The sequence below is a fragment of the Reinekea marinisedimentorum genome (assembly GCF_004341165.1).
In the GTDB taxonomy this organism is placed as follows: Bacteria; Pseudomonadota; Gammaproteobacteria; order Pseudomonadales; family Natronospirillaceae; genus Reinekea; species Reinekea marinisedimentorum.
On record NZ_SLZR01000010.1, the window covers coordinates 125,491 to 144,277 of the forward strand.

Below are 18,787 nucleotides of genomic sequence, written 5' to 3' on the forward strand. Positions count from 1 at the left end.
AAGAACCGGCTCTTAACCTGCTGTTAACCCCACTGAATTTATTGTCCGCACCAGTCGTCTAAGCCAGCAAAATCAATGTGTTTAGATAAATTTATAAGAATTTAGAATACCTTTTAACAGTGTGGGAATTAAGTGTCTGAAATGAAAACTAAATTTTCGGATAAGACTTATTTAGATTTTAAAATCTCGAATAAATTCTTGTTCAGCGGCAACACACATGTACTTGAACAGCTCTCAGACCATGTAAAGCAACCCTTAGGCACCAATGAGGCGAATCTGCTGCGGTTGTTTATGCAGAGTCCCGGTCAGGTTCTGTCCAGAGCAGAGATTCACAAGCATGTTTGGGAAGACAATGGGTTTCAGGTTGATGATTCCAGCCTGACGCAGGCCATCTTTAATTTAAGAAAGTTGTTGGGAGACTCATCCAAGGCACCCGCGTACATTCAAACTGTACCGCGCCAGGGCTACAAATTTATCGCCGCAGTGGAGGCCGTAGAGCCGGGTAGGGCCGATGAGCTGCCTCAAGCTGTTGCAGAGCCTCAAACCGTTGAAGCCCCCTCAGCGGTGGAGGCCGTTGATACAGGCCATGATGCGCCAGGCGTTGAAAGCCGCGCAGAGGAGCACCCTAAAAGTTTCAGTCTTTATGCAGCGCTGTTTGTTCTTGGCTGCTTGTTACTGCCTGTTGTTTTTTATTTTGTGACAACACCGGAAAAACCAAACTACACCACCATTAACCAGATTGAGGGTATTGCCATTAAAACGCCTGACGGTATGGCGCCGGACGAAAAATGGAATGCCGCTATTGAACGCTGTGTGATGAGGTTCAGTCTGGCCGACCCAGTGCCCTCTGAGGTCATTATTAACGGCGGTAAACTGCAGAGGTTGTCTATGAATTTTGTATTCAGTCTCGATCAGTCTAATTTCAACCAAACTATACGGTTAACCGGCAATGAAATAGCCGATTACTCCTATTGCCAGCCTCAAGGGGAGCTCAATGAATAGAAAATTCTTTATCGGTGTACTAGCTGCTTCTCTCATTGCATGTGCCGTAATCTATGTGGTGCCTTTATACAGGCTGCAGAATGCGATTACGGCGAGTGAATGGAAATCCAAGTCTGTCATTGTATTTTCTGAGCTGAATATACAGCAGGGTGCAGAAGATGTTCCGCCGCTTAGCAAGGTCGAGGTTTTTTCCAACACCCGTTATCTCAGGGATGGCGTGTTTATAAAGGTGACCCACATAAACGTGTTTAAGAACGGCAATGATGCGGCCAGTGAGCCACCCGTAAGCGTTGAGTTTACAGAGTCGGGTCAGTGGGAAATGCACGGTAACTATCTATTTCTGACAGATACCGAAATAACCAATGTGCCGACGAATCGCAGCCTTGGCGTGAGTAAAGAGCAGATCAATGAGCTGAGAGACCGGCTGCTGACAACTGAGCAGCAAAGCAGCCGGGTTGAGATTATTAATGAGCGTTCAATATTGCTAACCAGCTTGAATCAGGATTCTCTGCTGTTACACGCTAACTAACTGAGTGTGCTCATTTAAGCGTATCGATTAGGCAACTGGATGAGCCCACATGTCGTACTCATCCGCTTCTTCAACTTCAACTGTGAGGATATCGCCTGGTTTCAGATGAGTCTGGTTATCCAGGAAGATCTGGCCGTCGATATCCGGTGCGTCGGCTTTGGAACGGGCCACGGCACCTTCTTCAACCACTTCATCAACAATGACTTCTATTTGCGTACCGACCTTTGCCTGCAGCTTGGCAGCGCTGATGCGCTGCTGAACTTCCATAAAGCGCTCGTAGCGTTCTTTCTTCACGGCTTCGTCAACATGGTTTGGCAGGTTGGCCGCAGCAGCGCCATCAACGTTGGAGTATTCAAAGGCACCGACGCGATCCAGCTGGGCTTCCTCGAGGAAGTCGAGCAGTTCCTGGAAGTCGGCTTCGGTTTCACCCGGGAAGCCAACAATAAAGGTGGAGCGCAGGGTGATGTCGGGGCAGATTTCACGCCATTTGTGAATGCGGTTCAGAACCTTTTCGGCGTGCGCCGGGCGCTTCATGTTTTTCAATACGGCATGGCTGGCGTGCTGGAAGGGGATATCCAGGTACGGCAAAATTTTGTTTTCAGCCATCAATGGGATCATGTCGTCGACATGCGGGTAGGGGTATACGTAGTGCATGCGTACCCAGGCGTCCATTTGGCCGAGCTCTTCGCCCAGTGTTTTCATGCGCGTTTCTATTTCGCGGCCTTTCCAGAAGTCTTTTCGGTATTTAGTGTCGACGCCGTAGGCACTGGTATCCTGAGAGATGACCAGTAGCTCTTTGGTACCACTGTTAACAAGGCTTTCAGCCTCTTTCAGCACCTGGCTGATCGGTCGTGAGACCAGGTCACCACGGAAGCTTGGAATAATACAGAATGAGCAGCGGTGGTTGCAGCCTTCAGATATTTTCAGGTACGCATAGTGTTTAGGGGTCAGCTTTACACCGGCGTTCGGTACCAGCGAGGTGAACGGGTCGTGCGCGGGCGGAACCACTTCATGCACCTGTTTGACCACTTCTTCATAGGCGTGCGGGCCGGTGACGGCCAGTACGTTGGGGTGAACTTCGCGGATGTCGTTTTCTTTGGCGCCCAGGCAGCCGGTGACCAGCACTTTTCCGTTTTCACGCAGGGCTTCACCGATGGTGTCGAGTGATTCTTTTACGGCGGAGTCAATGAAGCCACAGGTGTTGACGATGACGACATCGGCGTTATCGTAACTGGGGGAGATGTTGTAACCCTCAGCACGCAGCTGAGTGATGATGCGCTCGGAATCGACCGTGTTCTTCGGGCAGCCCAGGCTGACAAAGCCGATGTTGCCCGGCGCGTCGAGTGTGTGGCCTTCAGAGACGTTAAAGGTGTTGATGATGTTATCCATAGCGCGATAGTTGCCCGTGTTGTGGCTAATAGTTAGCGGTTAAAAAATGGGCGGCTATTGTAGCGTTTCCTGAGGCAAGCTCAACTTGATAATTCGATGGGCTAGCATCTAGCATCTAGCATCTCACCTCTCACGTTCAACGCCACGCGCCACCAACCGGTACTCCCTGCTTCGGTGTTCGGGAACTCGGCCTGCGGCCTCAGACACCCCTCGGCACCTGCGCAGAAAGCCCCGGCTGGTAGCTCTGATACTTTAAGCTGCTAGATGCGAGATACTAGAATCTAGAAGCTAGCGTCTTACGTCTTACGTCTTACGTCTTACGTCTTACGTCTTACGTCTTACGTCTTACGTCTTACGTTCAACGCCACGCGCCACCAACCGGTACTTCCAGCTGCTAGATGCGAGATACTAGAATCTAGAAGCTAGCATCTCACGTCTCACGTCTCACGTCTCACGTCCTTACAGAGCTTAAAGCAGGCTGAGACTAATCCTGACGGTGATGTAACTTATCTTTGCCCCTTTTCGAGCCATATACCACTGTTCAAAGTTTATAATGCTTTTTGCTGTGTTGGTCGACCAACTAAAAAGCAGACATTAGCGGCGGCCTTGATTCTGGGCAGCATTAGTTGAAGCTCACTAGCCCACCAATGTCCGCTTTACTGACAAAGCTGTAAATAACACAGATCAATGCCCTGCGTTATTTCCCATCCGGAACTAAATTTGAGATTCCTATCTGTAAGGAGGGAATCTCATGACGCAGCAAAAACAAAATCATCCAGTCTGGAATAAAGGCAAACTCATTGGTCAAAAGCCCCCGCTGAAGCTTCAGGAAATCTGGGGTATTCGTACCCGGCTGGAAATAAACCATCAACACCGGGATCTTGCCATGTTTAACCTGGCAATCGACAGCAAGCTTCGCTGCTGTGATTTAGTGAAACTAAAAGTTCGGGATGTTATGCATGGCAATACCATTCAATCTCGTGCCATGGTGATGCAGCAAAAGACAAAACGCCCAGTCCAATTTGAAATCACAAAAAATACACGAGATGCATTGGAGGTTTGGATTCAGAAAAATGGATTAGGGCTGAACGATTATTTGTTTGGCAGTAAGGTTAACCCAGGCGACCATATATCTGGCCGTCAGTACGCCCGTATTGTCGATAGCTGGGTTGCCCTGATTGGGCTCGATCCGGCCGATTACGGCACACATTCCATGCGGCGAACGAAGCCGACGCTTATCTACAAGAAAACTAAAAATATCCGCGCTGTACAGTTGCTTCTCGGCCATTCAAACCTAGAGAGCACGGTGCGCTATCTAGGCATTGAGACGGATGATGCCTTAGAAATGGCGGAACAGTTAGAGATATAGGTATTTCAAAAACGCTTGCTTATGTGTAGTCGTTGGATATACTTTGCCTGTATATCTAATGACTACATAGAGAGATGTCATGGCAACGAAAACGGCACCCATCAATATGAGGGTTGAGCCCTCTGTGCGAAGCATCATTGATGCCGCTGCTAACCTATTAAAAGTGGATCGAACGGTGTTTATACAAACCGCAGCACTACGCGAAGCTCACGAAATTATCGCCAATCAGCGTGATTTCCTGCTGGAAGATAAAGCCTTTGCCGCGTTTGAAGAAGCGCTTGATGCACCTGCTGAAGTGAATGAAGGCATGGTTGATTTGCTGAGCAGGAAGTCACCTTGGGAATAACAAAACCAGAGTTGCTAACGGCTGATCACAATATTGAAAACTTCAATTGTGGAAATGAGGAGCTGGATAGCTGGTTAGCTAAAAAAGCACTAAAAAGCCAAAACCGCAGTCACGCCAGAGTGTATGTCGCTACAGACTCCGCTACCGAACAAGTCGTTGGTTACTACGCTATCTCGATGGGATCAGTACAACGGGAAGCATCGATCTCACCACTAAAACGAAATAGCCCAAACCCGATTCCTATGGTTATCTTAGGCAGGCTGGCCGTGCATGAAGATTATCAGGGACATTCCATAGGCTCTGGCCTGTTGAAAGACTGCGTGCTTCGCTCAACACACGCTATGTCCACCGTTGGTGGCGCAGGTATATTGGTTCACGCAATTGACGAAGCTGCTCAAAAATTTTATTTAAAATTTGGTTTTACTGAATCGCCTTTTGACACGCTGACGCTGATGGCTCGTATCGTTGATATTGAAGCTGCGATGTCGGTTTAAAAAAAACGCAGGCTTTGACCTGCGTTTTTTACTTCTACGTACGTAAAGCGGACATTGGTGGGGGGATTTGTTACCGCTAACTCAGCTGGATTTAGTCGCAGTGGTTAACGTACTCTTTCACAATTGAATTTATGAATTGGTTGATCGGCTAGGAAGTGGTTGCACCCGGAGTTAGCAATTATTGATCAGAGTCCGATAAATCATTAATGCTCAATAATGACTCAGATATCTATGGTCTAGTCTAGTTCTTTAAGGTCGGGATTAATGCAGGTCACTTTTATTTATTACTATCAGATTGCGCCTGAGCTAATACATCTCACATCCAACGCCACGCCCCACCAACCGGTACTTTCTGCTTCGGTGTTCGGGAACTCGGCCTGCGGCCTCAGACACCCCTCGGCACCTGCGCAGAAAGCCCCGGCTGGTAGCTCTGATGCTTCAAGCTGCTAGATGCGAGATACTAGAATCTAGAAGCTAGAAGCTAGCATCTTACGTCTTACGTCTTACGTCCTACCCCTCACAACCCCTAATTAGACATCTCTGCAGCGCGGTAGATGTTCGGGTTAATAGTCGATTTGTGTGCGTCTATGAAGCTTTTATATTGTTGTTTCCAGATGACTTTTTCTTCGCTGGTCAGCGAAATAATCTGGGTATCGGAATTGCTCTTCAGTTGCTTCATTGCCGCTTGATTGATGTCGTAGGCCTGTTCGTTTACGTAGGTTGAAACCTCTTCCAAAATACCGGTTAAAGCCACCTTTACGCCAAAGGGTAACGACCACCAGAATTCAGTATTGGTGATGACCATGTAGGCGATAACGCCGTGGTTGGTCTCTGTCATGTATGGCTGAACCTGCTGGTACTTCTGCGTGTAGATATTGGACCAGGTGTTCTCAGTACCCTGCACGGTGCCATTCTCCAGACTTTCATAGGTTTTCCCAAAGGCCATAGGTACCGGCTCTACGCCAATGTGCTGATATTGCTCAGAGATCATCTGGGAATCCTGAATACGGAAGCTCAGTCCGTTGGCGTCTTCTGGCATATGAATTTCTTTGTTGGCGGTGATTTGCTTCATGCCGTTGCCCCAGAAATCAAGCCCGATGATGCCGTGATCGGCCATGGATCCTAACAGTGGCGTGCTGGCATCTTTCTTCCAGAACTGCTGTACGGCTGCAAAGTCATTAAATAAGAAGGGAATGTCGAATATTTTCAACTCATCGGTGTAACTGCCGAGCTTTGACATGGATGGCGCCAGTATCTGTACGTCGTTTGCTTCAAGTGCGGCCAACTGATCCGCATCGCTGTACAGTTCGGAGTTGTAGTACACCTCTACCTCTACTTGCCCGGGAAGCCGCTCACTGACCAGCTGTTGGAAAAGGGCTGCGCCTTTGCCGGCAGGCGTTTCTTCACTGACGATTAAGGAGAATTTGATGTTTACCGGTTCTGCCAGGGCAGTCAGTGGTATCCATGTAAAAAGTATAACTGCGAGTAATTTTCTCATGTTTTTCTCAGCCTTGAGTTGATTTTTGTTGAAAATATACTAAGGCCATCAATTTTGGAAATATATCAGCCAAAAGGCCCTTATCTAGGCCGGTTTGCTGGTCCCGCCTAACATCAACGTTGCAGTACCTCTTTACACGATGACGAAGGTTTTTCGTTTGACTGAAATAGTCTGAATCAATACAGTCTGATTTCAAACTATCTTATTAAAGACTACTCCATTCTATGATCGATTCAGATTCTGACGATATTCTGCTGACATTCCAGATTCCGCACCATTTCATACACTTGCTGATGCATGACCATGTGGTTCCCGATGAGCTGGGCATCAATAAAACCGAGGTCCGTACGCTTATGGCTATACGCCGTGAGGGGCCTGTTTCTATGCGTACCATTGGTAGCCGGGTTGGCATTGCTAAAGGCTCTTTAACCTCCGTTGTCGATAAGTTAATCAAGCTGGAGCTGGTGCAGCGGTCGGAGCATCCGGAAGACAGGCGCAAGGTGCTGGTTTCGATCACTGAAAAAGGGCAGCAGGTCGCAATCCGGGAAGATAAAGAGTTACGAGCGCACTTGGGGCGCAAATTCAGTGTGTTAGAGGATGAGGAGCGCGAGGCGCTGTTTCAATCGCTCAGCACCATTCAAAAAATCACTAAACGTTTAAAGGGTGCTAAATGAAGCGGGCAGCGAGTTCAGATTTCTTAGGCAAGGAACCTTTGTTTCCTTTGTTGATGCGGCTCTCGGTTCCGGCTGTGGTCGGTATGATGGTGATGGCGATGTACAACATCGTCGATAGCATCTTTGTTGGTCGGGGGGCAGGCTCTCTGGCTTTAGCAGGTTTGGCGATTGCCTTCCCTGTGCAGATCAGCCTTGGGGCTTTGGGGCAGATGGTTGGCGTTGGCTCGGCCTCTATTGCATCGCGCAAGCTGGGCGAGGGTAAGCAGGATGAGGCAGAAGCGGCGTTAGGGGCCTGCGTGGCCTTCGTTCTGATACTGGGTGTTTTGGTGACCGGCCTGCTTGCGATGACGCTGGAATCAACCTTAACGCTTTTTGGTGCCACCGACGCCATTTTGCCTTACGCCAAAGATTATGTGCAGGTTCTGCTCTGGGCGGTTCCGTTGCAGATGGCAGCTATGTCGACCATGAATTTGATTCGTGCTGAGGGTAATGCGAAAAAGGCGATGAATGTCATGCTGACGGGCATCGTCCTGAACATTATTCTCGACCCGATTTTTATCTTTGTGCTGGATATGGGTATTAAGGGCGCGGCCTGGGCGACGGTGATTGGTCAGGCGGTTAACTTCGTGCTGGTGTTCCTCTACTACCTGCGCGGAAACAGTGTGCTCAAGCTTAAACGGGAAAACCTGAAGCTTCGTTTCAAGCTGATCAGAGAGATTGTCGTTTTAGGCTTGCCAAACTTTGTTCAAATGGCGGGTACGGGCCTGATTGCCACCATCATCAATAATCTGCTGGGTTCATTCAGCGGTGAGGTTGCCATTTCGACCTACGGTATTATTTCGCGGTTGATGTCTTTCCTGATGATGCCGTTGGGTGGCATTGCACAGGGCTTTCAGCCAATTGCCGGGTTTAACTATGGTGCCAAGAATTATTTGCGGGTTCGGCAGGTGTTTATGTTGGCGCTGGGCCTGGGTGCGGGCATTTCGCTGCTGTTCTTTTCGCTGGTGATGACATTCCCCGGGGCGTTGATTGGCTTGTTTACCACCGATCCGGAATTGCAGGCTTATGCGATCCCTGCATTAAAGATGTTCTGTATGGCGACGCCGATTATCGGTTTTCAGATGATTTCGTCTATTTACTTTCAGGCGATCGGGCAGGCCAGGCCGGCGATGCTGTTGGGGCTTTCACGTCAGTTTATCGTGCTGTTGCCGATGATCTTTCTGTTGTCTCACTTTTATCAGGCTCAGGGCATTTGGGTGGCCTTTCCGGCATCAGACTTGATCTCCGTTTTGGTTACCGGGCTGGTGTTGTCTTTTGAATTGAGGAAGTTGAATAAAAAGATCGGAGAGGCCTCAGGTTCGGGTATTGAGCCTCAGGCTTCTGGTGTTTAGTTGCAATCGAAATTCTTCTTTAGTCGCATGGCAAGTTGTCGCCTGAGTAGCTATGGTTGTTGAACAATTAAAACAACTGTTTGAATTAAGGGGTCGCAATGGCTACTCAAGCTTACCCGCATTTACTTGCTCCACTCGATCTGGGCTTCACCCAATTGAAAAACCGTGTGTTGATGGGCTCTATGCACACGGGTCTGGAAGAGCGCCCGCAGGGCTTTGAACGTCAGGCTGCCTACTATAAAGCCCGGGCTGAGGGCGGTGTTGGTCTGATTGTCACAGGGGGTATTGGCCCTAACCTGGAAGGTGTCGGTATTCAGGGTGGGGCAGTGCTTACTAACCAGGAAGAGGTTGAAAAGCATAAGCAGGTAACGGCTGCCGTGCACGAGGTTGAGGGCGCTAAAATCTGTATGCAGATTCTTCACACCGGCCGCTATGCCTACAACCCGATGCTGGTTGCGCCTTCCGCCATTCAGGCACCGATTAACCCCTTTAAACCGAAAGAGTTGGATGCCGAGGGCATTGAGAAGCAGATTCAGGATTTCGTGAACTGCGCACTGCTGGCGCAGCAGGCGGGTTACGACGGCGTGGAGATTATGGGTTCAGAGGGCTATTTCCTGAATCAGTTTATCTGTAAACGCACGAATCACCGTACCGATGAATGGGGCGGCAGCTATGAGAATCGCATCCGTTTGCCGATAGAGGTTGTCCGCCGTGTTCGTGCGGCGGTAGGTGACGCGTTTATCCTGATTTATCGCCTGTCGATGCTCGATTTGGTGGAAGAAGGCTCCACCTGGGCGGAGGTCGTTCAGCTTGGTAAGGCCATTGAGGCCGAAGGTGTGGATCTGATCAACACCGGCATTGGCTGGCACGAAGCCAGAGTGCCGACGATTGCCACCAGTGTACCGCGTGCGGCCTTTGTGGAAGTGACGGCTCGAATGAAGAAAGAGCTCAGGGTGCCGTTGATTACAACCAACCGTATTAATACCCCGGATGTTGCTGAGAGCATTTTGCAGGAAGGCACTGCGGATGTTATTTCCATGGCGCGGCCAATGCTGGCAGACCCGAACTTTGTGAACAAAGCCGCGGCGAATGCTGCGGATGAAATAAACACCTGCATTGCCTGCAATCAGGCCTGCCTGGATCATGTATTTAGCGGTGGTGAGGTTTCCTGCCTTGTAAATCCTTATGCCGCCAACGAAACCAAATTGATTCGTATGCCGGCGCAGGTTGAAAAGAAGGTTGCGATTGTCGGTGCCGGGCCTGCGGGCTTGGCTGCCGCTGTGACGGCGGCGGAGCGTGGCCACCAGGTGGTGTTGTTTGATCAGGCTGATCGGATTGGCGGTCAGTTTAATATCGCCAAGCAGATTCCGGGAAAAGAGGAATTCAATGAAACGCTCAGGTATTTCGCTGTTCAGCTACAGCGTCTGGGTGTTGAGTTATGCCTTGGTGCGCCTGTCAGTGCCGGTCAGCTGGTGGATCAGGGTTACGATGAGGTCATTCTGGCCACGGGGATTAGGCCGCGGGTGTTGGATATTCCCGGCCTTGAGCATGAAAAGGTGATGAGCTATCTGGACGTGCTTAAATCCAAGCAGCCGGTGGGTGAGCGCGTAGCCATCGTCGGTGCCGGAGGTATCGGCTTTGATACTGCCGAATACCTGGTGCATGGCAATCCGCAACAGGCTCAGCGAAAAGACGAGTTTCTGAGCGAATGGGGCGTGGACATTAGTGTTGCCAGCGCCGGTGGCTTGGCAGCAAGCACCGCTGTGCCACCTGCCGCCCGAAAGATTACCCTGTTACAGCGGAAAAAATCGAAAGTGGGCGCTAACTTAGGCAAAACCACCGGCTGGATTCATCGCACGGCATTAAAGAACCGTGGTGTGGAAATGCTCAGTGGAGTCGAGTACCAGAAGATTGACGATGAGGGTCTGCATCTTTTGGTTGACGGTGAGCCCCGGCTGTTGGCGGTCGATAACATCGTCATTTGTGCGGGACAGGAGCCGTGCCGTGATTTATTCGACCCGCTGACAGAGGCCGGCCTAAACGTTCACCTGATAGGCGGCGCTGATAAGGCGGGTGAGCTCGATGCCAAGCGGGCGATAAAACAGGGTACCGAGCTGGCTCTTGCGCTGTAACGATCAGGCGAGCGATTCATACATGGCCTTAAAGCGGCTGGCGGCACTGCGTGGTGTCAGCTGGCTTATCCATAATCCGATGCGTTCATAGCCACCCAGCGCCTGCACTATCGGGAAAAACTCAACGTAAAGCTCGCACCTTGGGCCGGTGTGAATCGCCATATTGAATGAAACACTCTTGCCCATAGAGGGCAGCAGCAGATGCAGGCTTTTGATGACCTTTTGAATAGCCCGGGTCAGATCCCACAGTTGCCCACTGGTCTGTTTGCTCAGGTGGTTGCTTTGGGTGTCGAGCAGAATCATCAGGTTGTAAGGCCGGCGCATGTAGTAAGGAATAATCACTTTGGCGCTGCCTTCCTCAGCTACGGTCAGGTTTTCAGGGTTGTGCTCATGCATGTAAGAGCAAAAAGTGCGGTTGTGGCGATCGAAGAAGCGGGCGTTGTTAAACGTTCGTTGCGGCATGATATTGGAATAGGCAATCTGCTGATGGCCGTGGCTCAAGCTGGCGCCGGCATCCGGGCCGTAGTTCTTAATAATCGATAAATAGCCGCGTGCACCATCTGTTTCGCAGCTGATCGGCATGTAGTCTTCGCAAGTGAACAGCAACTTATTCTCCAGAGCTGCCAGTCTGCTCAGGGTTATGAACAAATCTTCTGTCGGCATGTTATGCCAGTCGTTGCTGTGCACCGAAGAGGTCCATTGCAGCAGGTGAAGGCCGAATGCTGCCCGGCCCAGGTGGTCGGGGTCGTCATACAGCGGCGCTTTCAGGTGCAGGTCTTCGGTATGAACCGTGGGGTAGAGTACTGGGTACATGTTTTGGCTTATGAACGTGAAGCCTTCGCTGAGTGGTGCGTAATCTACAATGGCGGTCAGATCTTCCGTGCATATCGGGCACGGCTTTACGCCACTGGTGCTGGCTGGTTTTTGCTCATGTTCATTAGGGCGGCGGGCACGATGTTCGGCGTAGATAATCATGGTGCCGTCTCGCGGGTCGAGCTGGCATAAATCTTCTGAAGCCTGTCCGGCCACTGCCGGGTCTGCTGTCAGCTTCTGTAGCAGCTCCGAAAATTCAGTGGTATCTAAAGAGGGGTAATCAGGAAGGGTGGTGATTTGTTCTGACATGACAATGCCTGCTGCGTTCGGCTGTTCTTTTATATTAGGGCGGCCTTAAGCAAAATTGAAATTCAGATTCATGTAAATGCAACCGTTAAATCTGCCCATCTGCTCGAATTAAAGTGCGACCCACTTCATACTCCGGGAAATTTTTCTATCTCTAAAACTCAGGAGTTTTTCATGTTTAAAGCAGTTCTCATTGAAAAAGACGAGCAGGGCTACCGCGCAGCGTTAAAGCAGGTGGATGAATCTGTGCTGCCGGAAGGCGATGTGACCGTGAAGGTATCGCACAGTACGCTGAACTATAAAGACGGCCTGGCGATCAGCGGCAAGAGTCCTGTGGTCCGTCAGTTCCCGATGATTCCGGGTATTGACCTTGTTGGTGAAGTTACTGAATGCACCAGTGGCAAGTTCAATGTAGGCGATAAAGTGCTGTTGAACGGTTTTGGCGTGGGTGAAGTGCATTGCGGCGGCCTGGGCGAAGTCGCCCGCCTGAAAAGTGAATGGCTGATTCCGTTACCCGCAGGCTTCACACCTGCGCAGGCTATGGCCATTGGTACAGCCGGCTATACCGCCATGCTGTGCGTTATGGCGCTGGAAAAGCAGGGTGTTAAACCAGAAGACGGTACCGTTCTGGTGACCGGTGCCAATGGCGGTGTGGGTAGTTTTGCGATCGCGCTGCTGGCGAAGCTGGGTTATACCGTTGCGGCCTCTACCGGGCGTGTAAATGAAGCGGATTACCTTAAAAAGCTGGGTGCGTCGGAAATTATTGACCGTGCGACCCTATCTGAAAAAGGCCGCCCGCTGGGTAAAGAAATCTGGGCCGGTGCTGTCGATACCGTTGGCAGCCAAACGCTGGCAAACGTTTGTTCGCAGATTAAATACGGTGGTGCTGTTGCGGCCTGTGGTCTGGCCGGTGGCTTTGACCTGCCTGCTACGGTTATGCCGTTTATTCTGCGTGGCGTCACTCTGGCGGGTGTTGATAGCGTGATGCGCTCGTTGGAAGACCGCCAGCAAGCCTGGACCCGATTGGCAGAGCTGGTTGATGCCTCTGTGCTCGACTCTATCGCAGTGACTATTCCGCTGGAAGATGCCATTGAAACGGCGAATGGACTGCTGGAAGGTAAAGTACGCGGTCGCGTTGTGGTTGAAATTTAACCACGGGATGAATAGAGGCCCGCAATAAAAAAATACCCGGTAGCACAGATGTGTTACCGGGCTAAGAATCTGATCACCGGGAAGAGATCGGTGTTCAGTTCAGGACTACGAAAACAAGTAAACCCTATCTCTCTGCTTAATGCAAATGATAATTAATATCATTTGTAAATTTCATTTCACCAGTCTGTCTCTGGAACGTCGAATTAACCGTTAAAACTAGCCGATGCCTGGCCGATACAGTGAGCAAGCTGCTTGTGGGTTCAATTACCGGATGTCGGCTGTGATCTGTTCTATTCTTATCCGGCACTCTGCAATCCGCGCAGGTGCTTCACCTGCGAAATGAGAGTTGTATTCATGGCTGAGAAAAAGTTTTCCGAAAGTTCAACATTGATCTCTGTAACCGACCTGCAGGGCGATATTCAGTACTGTAACCGAGATTTCATCAACATCAGTGGCTATACAGAACAGGAGCTCATAGGCGCGCACCACAATATTGTTCGCCACCCGGATATGCCCAAGGCTGCGTTTGCCGATTTATGGTCCACCGTTAAAGCAGATAAGCCTTGGCAGGGCATGGTGAAAAACCGCTGCAAGAACGGTGATTTTTATTGGGTGGATGCCTACGTAACACCGGTCTTCGAAAATGGCAAAAAAGTGGGCTATCAATCGGTGCGCAGCTGTCCAACCCGAGAGCAGGTAGCGAAGGCGGAGGCACTCTACAAAGAGATGCGCCAGGATGCCGGTAAACAACTGCCCAAGCCCCGCTTCTGGAAAAACCTGAACATTAAGTACAAGTTAAATGGTTTGTTACTGGTTCTCTTCCTGACGGTGCTCGGGTTGGAGATTGAATCCGGCTCGTTGTTTCGGGCGACGCTTTCGCATGAATTGCTCAACCTGTCTGTACTTGGTTTGATTATCTGGCTGAGTGTCATCGTGAATAAGCATTGTCTAACGCGTGTTTCTGAACTGAACAGCCATCTTCGCCGCATATCTGCTGGCGACTTAACCGAGAATATCCGTATTGAACGCAAGGATGAAATCGGTGAGGCGGTTGCCGCAACGAAAATGCTGCAGGGCCGTTTAAAGGCGGTTATGGGGCGGTTTTCTGACTCCACCAACGATTTGGCAACAGCAACGGAAGACATTGCCGAAACCAGCAGTGAAACCCGCACCAGTATGAATCATCAACATGCGCAGATAGATCTGGTCGCCACGGCAATGCATGAAATGAGCGCCACCGTAAACGAGATCGCGCAGAATTCGGCACGCACCTCAGAGCTGGCGGCAACGGCAGATAAAGCGGCTTCCAGCGGCAAGGTATTGATAGCGGATACCCGCACAACGATTACCGAGCTTTCAGAAGATATTACTGAGGTTGCTCAATCGATTAATGTGCTAGCCGACGAGTGTCAGGAGATTAAAGACATTACCAAGACCATTACCGGTATTTCTGAACAGACGAATTTACTGGCACTGAATGCGGCCATCGAGGCAGCCCGAGCCGGTGAAATGGGCCGGGGGTTTGCCGTTGTGGCTGATGAAGTGCGGGTCTTAGCCTCGCGAACGCAAAGCTCGACCGTTGAGATTGATGGCATGATTTCCAGGCTGATTGAGGGAAGTAATAAGGCTGTATCGGCGATGGAGCTTGGATTACAGCGGGTGCAGGAGTCCGTTGAGAGGATTCGTAATGCCGATGATTCTTTTGATCAGATTGTAGCGTCGGTAACCGATGTGAATGATATGAACACGCAAATTGCGACCGCGGCGGAAGAGCAATCCAGCGTAGCGGAAGAGATGAACACTAATGTTCAGAACATCAGTGACTTCTCCTATAAAACCAATGCCAGCGCGGAAGCGTTGCAGGAACGCATCGCGGAGCTTCGCCAAATGACGGCATCATTGCGGCTGCAGACTTCGCAGTACAAGCTTGACGTTAAATAACAGCCAGGGGTTTATCAACAACCTGCAACACCGTGTGACTACGGTGTTGTCATTCTGGAGTTAGCTATCGCCGCTGTAGTTTAGACCGCAGCGTGCTGTTGTTTGCCAATAAAACGGTCGTAGAAGTTCCAGACAATTAAACCTGCCAGAACAAGCGCCGATACCGAATAGAGCGCAGAAAGTACCTCTCCGTGCTCACCGCTGCTCACCGTGATGGTGATATCTAATGCATTCAACGCCGCATCTGTTGTCAGCCCCAACACCATGGCGCTGCCGATGACACCAACAAGATAGGCAAAAACAGAGCGAACCCCGAGTTCATTTTTAACTACCATGATGGTGGCAATGTTGGTCGCCGGGCCTGCCATCATAAAGACCAGCGCTGCGCCGGGTGATATTCCGGAAAGCATCAGCCCGGCAGCAATGGGTGTGGAAGCAGTGGCACAGATGTACATAGGTACGGAAACCAGCACCATGACTGCCATGGCAAAAATACCGGAGCCGTGGCTGGCCAGGAATGAATCCGGCACAAAGGTCTTAATAACGGCGGCAAAGAACAAACCGATAAGCAGCCACTTCATGAAATCCCCCAGCAGTTTACCGAAGCCATATTTGGCAGCATCGGCCAACTTGCCTAAGGCTGTTACCTTTTGTTTGCTAGGTGTGCTGCCACTGCAACAGCTGCTGGACTGTTCTGGTTCTGAATTACGGCTACTGCAGCAACTGCTAGTCTTCGCCGGCGTTGACTTGCTGCTGCAGCAACTGTCGGCCGGGCTTTCTGCTTCAACCTTTTTGCCCGATGAGCAGCAGCTGCTTGTTTCTTCTGGCACCGAACCGGAACCCGAATTGCTGCAGCAAGTACCGGATGCTTTGGCTTGGCTGGCACCCGCGGTTGCTTGTTCTGTATCCCACAGGCGAACCAGCGTGCCGGTAAATATTGCGGCCAACACCGCGCTGACCGGGCGTATTACCGCCATGACCGGCCCCATTAGTGCGTAGGTTACACCGACAGAATCTACCCCTGTTTCTGGTGTTGCTACCATAAAACTGGCGGTAGAGGCTTTCGTAGCACCGGAGCGGCGAATACCAATAGCTGTAGGAATAACAGAGCAGGAGCAAAGCGGGATGGGGGCACCGATAACCGCAGCAGTGATTACAGAGCTACCCTTGCCGAGTGTTTTTTCAACCCATGAAGAAGGGATGATCATATGAATGACACCGGCGAGAAAAAGCCCGAGCAATAAGAAGGGTGCAGATTCAGTAAACATGAACAGAAAGTTATTCAGTAATTCTATAGCGGCGAAGTCGCTCATAGCGCGTTCCTTAAGTCTTCACATACGGCACTATTTTAAACCTTAGATGCGGCTCTAAGGTCAATAATTTTTACAGGCCAATGCAGCGATGATTTTAAATCAGCTGGAAATAAATGTCGGTGACGCAAAATGTCACCATTTAACCTTCACCGTTCAATAGTGAAATACAGCGCTAAATTCTGACTTTTATCCTGCTGCGGCCGCCGTTTCATGCGGCTTTCAAAAATTTTCGGCTGCCATCATTTTTATTTCTAAAACATGCGTGCATTCACTTTGTTGACGTGAACTGAGTCGGATTTCCACAAAAAACAAACCGTGTTTTTTCATTTACAGACATGAGTTCACATTTTCTGCTTCCCCACACGAATAGACTGCGGCCCAAATTCAATGTCTTTACAAAGGAACTGATCGCATGCTTTACATTATGCAGAGTGGTGGTAGCTTCATGTGGGTTATCCTTGCTGTCTCCGTCATTGCCTTCGCTTTATTTGCAGAGCGTTACTATTTTTTATTTTTACGTTTGAATCTAAACATCGATAAGTCTGCGAATCAGGTTAAAAAACTGCTTCAGGAATCTAACTATCAGGCCGCACTTGAAGAGTGCAATCGCATTATCCGTCACCCGCTTGGCCGTGTTTTAAAATCTGGAATTTTAAAAGCCGGTCGCCGCGACAAAGAAATTGAGCAGGCACTGCAAGAATCTGTACTGCGCGAAGTTCCTAATCTGAAAAGCCGAATTAACTACCTGAGCCTGGTGGCAAACATTGCAACGCTGTTGGGTTTGTTGGGCACCATCATCGGTTTGATCTCTGCATTTGCGGGTGTTGCCGATGCCGCCGCTTCTGAAAAACAAGAGATCCTCTCGGCGGGTATTTCGGTTGCGATGTTTACAACTGCCTTTGGTCTGGTGGTCGCCATTCCTTCAATGGCGGGCTTCTATCTGTTGAATAACCGCAGTGATTGGCTGGTCAGTAAGATCGATGAGAAGGCGCTGTCTGTGTTCAGTGTGCTGACAGCCCGCGAACAGAGTAAAGATTAAAATGTTTTCATCTCGCTTCCGCCACGGCGATGAAACCAATGTCGAAATCGATATGGTGCCGGTGATGAACATGTTTCTGGTGCTCATTCCGTTTCTGTTGATTTCTTCAAGTTTCCTTAATCTAAAAGCGATTAATACCTCCATACCGGTAAGGTCACAAAGCAGCAGTGAATTAACCGAGGAGCAATCTGAAGTGAAGCTCCGCTTGATGGTGACGCTTTCTGAAGAGTCGATCATTGTGAAGCCTATGTCCGATGAACTTTCTTTGGAAGAGTTGGAAAAGCTCGATTTTGAAGTAGCAGTGCAAGAAAGCGATGCGCTGTTTACCAACCTAACGGCGAAGCTTTCGCTGCTGAAAAAGAAATACCCAAACAGCGACACCATGGTGTTGTCGCCCGAAGATTCAGTGCCTTACAGCTCAATGGTGCGGGTGATGGATGCGGCCCGTGGGGTTGATCCGGAAGAACCTCTGTTTGCCAAAGTCGTCATCAGTGGAATATTGAAGTAGCCGCTAAGGAGCTTGCAAAATGAGTTTAGGGAATACCATGAAGGGGCAAAAAAAGTTTGTCCCGCCCGCTATTCAGATTACCTCGATGATGGATATGTTCACCATTATCGTATTTTTTCTGCTCTTCTCTTATTCCGATAAGCCGGATGAATTCGATGTTTCTAAAGACATTGAACTGCCTACCTCCACCAGCAGTATTAATTACGATCATGCCTTGGAGCTTTACCTTTCTCAGGGCAGCATCAAGCTGGAAGAAAACGTGATTGGTACGATCGATGGCGAAAACGTGAAAGATCTGGATCCGGATCATATTGCTAAAAGCCCTCTGGCAGTTGCCTTTACCGCTAAAAAACAAAGCCTTGAAGCCTTGCCGGAAGGTTTGGAAGTTGCCGAAGCCAACGCGCTTTCAGATGTTGAAGTTCTCGATCCTTCCGACCCGCATATTCTTCTGTTCTGCGACCGCGATGTTCCTTTCCGTGTGATTAATCAGGTTATTAAAGCAGCCGGCAGTGCTGGCTTCACCAACTTTCAACTGGCCGTAATGGAGCAGTAACAATGAAAGCAAACCTATTAGCGCTATTGCTGTTGTCTGCTTCGATTGCTGCAACCAGTTTTGCTGAAGATGAGGATATGGTGACCGACCGTATCGACTTTTCCAGTGCCCGTATCATGGGGCAATCCAACGATTTTGGTGCAGTTTATTTATCACACCGTAAGACCAATGAGCTCGATAGCCTGTTGTCTATTCGCAGCAACTACCGGCTGGAAGTTTTGTTCGAGCTCGATTACCTGCCTGTTGATGAAAGTGGTGAGCCCATTATGCCCGCAAGCTATGGCCAGCAAGGCTACGAGCCCGGTTTTGAACCTGTTCAGCAGGGTAAGTAGGGGAGT

Annotated in this window: 18 protein-coding genes; 14 read left to right on the forward strand and 4 right to left on the reverse strand. The window is 49.9% G+C overall.

Annotation, left to right across the window (positions count from 1 at the left end; all coding sequences use genetic code 11):
• Positions 1 to 141 precede the first annotated feature (141 nt).
• Both BCF53_RS12605 and BCF53_RS12610 read left to right on the forward strand, forming a co-directional pair.
• A complete protein-coding gene (locus BCF53_RS12605) occupies positions 142 to 1,002 on the forward strand; it encodes a winged helix-turn-helix domain-containing protein (RefSeq protein WP_132702092.1) in 861 nt (286 codons plus the stop codon).
• Positions 995 to 1,531, forward strand: a complete 537-nt coding sequence (locus tag BCF53_RS12610) for a regulatory protein ToxS (protein ID WP_132702093.1) — start codon at positions 995 to 997, stop codon at positions 1,529 to 1,531. Before BCF53_RS12605 ends, BCF53_RS12610 begins: the two co-directional genes overlap by 8 nt.
• 27 nt (positions 1,532 to 1,558) lie before the next feature.
• Here BCF53_RS12610 and rimO read toward each other — a convergent pair whose 3' ends face one another.
• On the reverse strand, positions 1,559 to 2,920 hold the full coding sequence (rimO, locus tag BCF53_RS12615; RefSeq protein ID WP_132702094.1) for a 30S ribosomal protein S12 methylthiotransferase RimO: 1,362 nt from the start codon (positions 2,918 to 2,920) through the stop codon (positions 1,559 to 1,561).
• Positions 2,921 to 3,671: 751 nt separating this feature from the next.
• Between rimO and BCF53_RS12620 the strand changes: the two genes are divergently transcribed.
• The 3 genes from BCF53_RS12620 (at position 3,672) to BCF53_RS12630 (ending at position 5,129) form a co-directional block, all read left to right on the forward strand.
• On the forward strand, positions 3,672 to 4,289 hold the full coding sequence (locus tag BCF53_RS12620; protein WP_132702095.1) for a tyrosine-type recombinase/integrase: 618 nt from the start codon (positions 3,672 to 3,674) through the stop codon (positions 4,287 to 4,289).
• 79 nt (positions 4,290 to 4,368) lie between these two features.
• On the forward strand, positions 4,369 to 4,635 hold the full coding sequence (locus tag BCF53_RS12625) for a type II toxin-antitoxin system TacA family antitoxin (protein ID WP_132702096.1): 267 nt from the start codon (positions 4,369 to 4,371) through the stop codon (positions 4,633 to 4,635).
• Positions 4,626 to 5,129, forward strand: coding sequence for a GNAT family N-acetyltransferase (locus BCF53_RS12630; RefSeq protein WP_132702097.1), 504 nt, complete (start codon positions 4,626 to 4,628; stop codon positions 5,127 to 5,129). Before BCF53_RS12625 ends, BCF53_RS12630 begins: the two co-directional genes overlap by 10 nt.
• A gap of 526 nt (positions 5,130 to 5,655) precedes the next feature.
• Here BCF53_RS12630 and BCF53_RS12635 read toward each other — a convergent pair.
• Positions 5,656 to 6,627 (reverse strand): DctP family TRAP transporter solute-binding subunit, encoded by a 972-nt coding sequence (locus tag BCF53_RS12635; protein ID WP_132702098.1) that lies wholly within the window; start codon positions 6,625 to 6,627, stop codon positions 5,656 to 5,658.
• Positions 6,628 to 6,851: 224 nt separating this feature from the next.
• On the opposite strand from BCF53_RS12635, the gene BCF53_RS12640 reads away from it, so the two are divergent.
• The 3 genes from BCF53_RS12640 (at position 6,852) to BCF53_RS12650 (ending at position 10,824) form a co-directional block, all read left to right on the forward strand.
• Positions 6,852 to 7,301, forward strand: a complete 450-nt coding sequence (locus BCF53_RS12640; RefSeq protein ID WP_132702099.1) for a MarR family winged helix-turn-helix transcriptional regulator — start codon at positions 6,852 to 6,854, stop codon at positions 7,299 to 7,301.
• Positions 7,298 to 8,692: an MATE family efflux transporter gene (locus BCF53_RS12645; RefSeq protein WP_132702100.1), complete on the forward strand. Its 1,395-nt coding sequence runs from the start codon at positions 7,298 to 7,300 to the stop codon at positions 8,690 to 8,692. The genes BCF53_RS12640 and BCF53_RS12645 overlap by 4 nt, the downstream gene beginning before the upstream one ends.
• Before the next feature lie 98 nt (positions 8,693 to 8,790).
• On the forward strand, positions 8,791 to 10,824 hold the full coding sequence (locus BCF53_RS12650; protein WP_132702101.1) for an NADPH-dependent 2,4-dienoyl-CoA reductase: 2,034 nt from the start codon (positions 8,791 to 8,793) through the stop codon (positions 10,822 to 10,824).
• 3 nt (positions 10,825 to 10,827) lie between these two features.
• Here the strand turns inward: BCF53_RS12650 and BCF53_RS12655 are convergent, their stop codons facing one another.
• Positions 10,828 to 11,946, reverse strand: a complete 1,119-nt coding sequence (locus tag BCF53_RS12655) for an HIT family protein (protein WP_132702102.1) — start codon at positions 11,944 to 11,946, stop codon at positions 10,828 to 10,830.
• Between the two features lie 171 nt (positions 11,947 to 12,117).
• On the opposite strand from BCF53_RS12655, the gene acuI reads away from it, so the two are divergent.
• A complete protein-coding gene (acuI, locus tag BCF53_RS12660; RefSeq protein ID WP_132702103.1) occupies positions 12,118 to 13,095 on the forward strand; it encodes an acrylyl-CoA reductase (NADPH) in 978 nt (325 codons plus the stop codon).
• Positions 13,096 to 13,449: 354 nt separating this feature from the next.
• On the forward strand, positions 13,450 to 15,036 hold the full coding sequence (locus tag BCF53_RS12665) for a methyl-accepting chemotaxis protein (protein WP_165901912.1): 1,587 nt from the start codon (positions 13,450 to 13,452) through the stop codon (positions 15,034 to 15,036).
• 80 nt (positions 15,037 to 15,116) lie between these two features.
• Here the strand turns inward: BCF53_RS12665 and BCF53_RS12670 are convergent, their stop codons facing one another.
• Positions 15,117 to 16,349: an SO_0444 family Cu/Zn efflux transporter gene (locus tag BCF53_RS12670; RefSeq protein ID WP_243645830.1), complete on the reverse strand. Its 1,233-nt coding sequence runs from the start codon at positions 16,347 to 16,349 to the stop codon at positions 15,117 to 15,119.
• Between the two features lie 412 nt (positions 16,350 to 16,761).
• Between BCF53_RS12670 and BCF53_RS12675 the strand changes: the two genes are divergently transcribed.
• The 4 genes from BCF53_RS12675 to BCF53_RS12690 are packed head-to-tail and all read left to right on the forward strand — an operon-like array spanning position 16,762 to position 18,781.
• Positions 16,762 to 17,388 (forward strand): MotA/TolQ/ExbB proton channel family protein, encoded by a 627-nt coding sequence (locus BCF53_RS12675; protein ID WP_132702105.1) that lies wholly within the window; start codon positions 16,762 to 16,764, stop codon positions 17,386 to 17,388.
• 1 nt (position 17,389) lies between these two features.
• Positions 17,390 to 17,896: an ExbD/TolR family protein gene (locus BCF53_RS12680; protein WP_132702106.1), complete on the forward strand. Its 507-nt coding sequence runs from the start codon at positions 17,390 to 17,392 to the stop codon at positions 17,894 to 17,896.
• A gap of 19 nt (positions 17,897 to 17,915) precedes the next feature.
• Positions 17,916 to 18,449, forward strand: a complete 534-nt coding sequence (locus BCF53_RS12685; RefSeq protein ID WP_132702107.1) for an ExbD/TolR family protein — start codon at positions 17,916 to 17,918, stop codon at positions 18,447 to 18,449.
• A 2-nt stretch (positions 18,450 to 18,451) separates the two neighbouring features.
• The gene (locus tag BCF53_RS12690) at positions 18,452 to 18,781 is read left to right on the forward strand and encodes a hypothetical protein (RefSeq protein ID WP_132702108.1); all 330 of its coding nucleotides are present in this window, start codon (positions 18,452 to 18,454) and stop codon (positions 18,779 to 18,781) included.
• Positions 18,782 to 18,787 lie beyond the last annotated feature (6 nt).

Bases quoted from the DNA above. Each gene is read 5' to 3' on its own strand.
- BCF53_RS12640 (WP_132702099.1), top strand. From the start codon at position 6,852: ATGATCGATTCAGATTCTGACGATATTCTGCTGACATTCCAGATTCCG.
- BCF53_RS12675 (WP_132702105.1), top strand. From the start codon at position 16,762: ATGCTTTACATTATGCAGAGTGGTGGTAGCTTCATGTGGGTTATCCTT.
- BCF53_RS12620 (WP_132702095.1), top strand. From the start codon at position 3,672: ATGACGCAGCAAAAACAAAATCATCCAGTCTGGAATAAAGGCAAACTC.
- BCF53_RS12665 (WP_165901912.1), top strand. From the start codon at position 13,450: ATGGCTGAGAAAAAGTTTTCCGAAAGTTCAACATTGATCTCTGTAACC.
- BCF53_RS12650 (WP_132702101.1), top strand. From the start codon at position 8,791: ATGGCTACTCAAGCTTACCCGCATTTACTTGCTCCACTCGATCTGGGC.
- acuI (WP_132702103.1), top strand. From the start codon at position 12,118: ATGTTTAAAGCAGTTCTCATTGAAAAAGACGAGCAGGGCTACCGCGCA.
- BCF53_RS12680 (WP_132702106.1), top strand. From the start codon at position 17,390: ATGTTTTCATCTCGCTTCCGCCACGGCGATGAAACCAATGTCGAAATC.
- BCF53_RS12645 (WP_132702100.1), top strand. From the start codon at position 7,298: ATGAAGCGGGCAGCGAGTTCAGATTTCTTAGGCAAGGAACCTTTGTTT.
- rimO (WP_132702094.1), bottom strand. From the start codon at position 2,920: ATGGATAACATCATCAACACCTTTAACGTCTCTGAAGGCCACACACTC.
- BCF53_RS12670 (WP_243645830.1), bottom strand. From the start codon at position 16,349: ATGAGCGACTTCGCCGCTATAGAATTACTGAATAACTTTCTGTTCATG.
- BCF53_RS12625 (WP_132702096.1), top strand. From the start codon at position 4,369: ATGGCAACGAAAACGGCACCCATCAATATGAGGGTTGAGCCCTCTGTG.
- BCF53_RS12690 (WP_132702108.1), top strand. From the start codon at position 18,452: ATGAAAGCAAACCTATTAGCGCTATTGCTGTTGTCTGCTTCGATTGCT.
- BCF53_RS12605 (WP_132702092.1), top strand. From the start codon at position 142: ATGAAAACTAAATTTTCGGATAAGACTTATTTAGATTTTAAAATCTCG.
- BCF53_RS12685 (WP_132702107.1), top strand. From the start codon at position 17,916: ATGAGTTTAGGGAATACCATGAAGGGGCAAAAAAAGTTTGTCCCGCCC.
- BCF53_RS12610 (WP_132702093.1), top strand. From the start codon at position 995: ATGAATAGAAAATTCTTTATCGGTGTACTAGCTGCTTCTCTCATTGCA.
- BCF53_RS12655 (WP_132702102.1), bottom strand. From the start codon at position 11,946: ATGTCAGAACAAATCACCACCCTTCCTGATTACCCCTCTTTAGATACC.
- BCF53_RS12635 (WP_132702098.1), bottom strand. From the start codon at position 6,627: ATGAGAAAATTACTCGCAGTTATACTTTTTACATGGATACCACTGACT.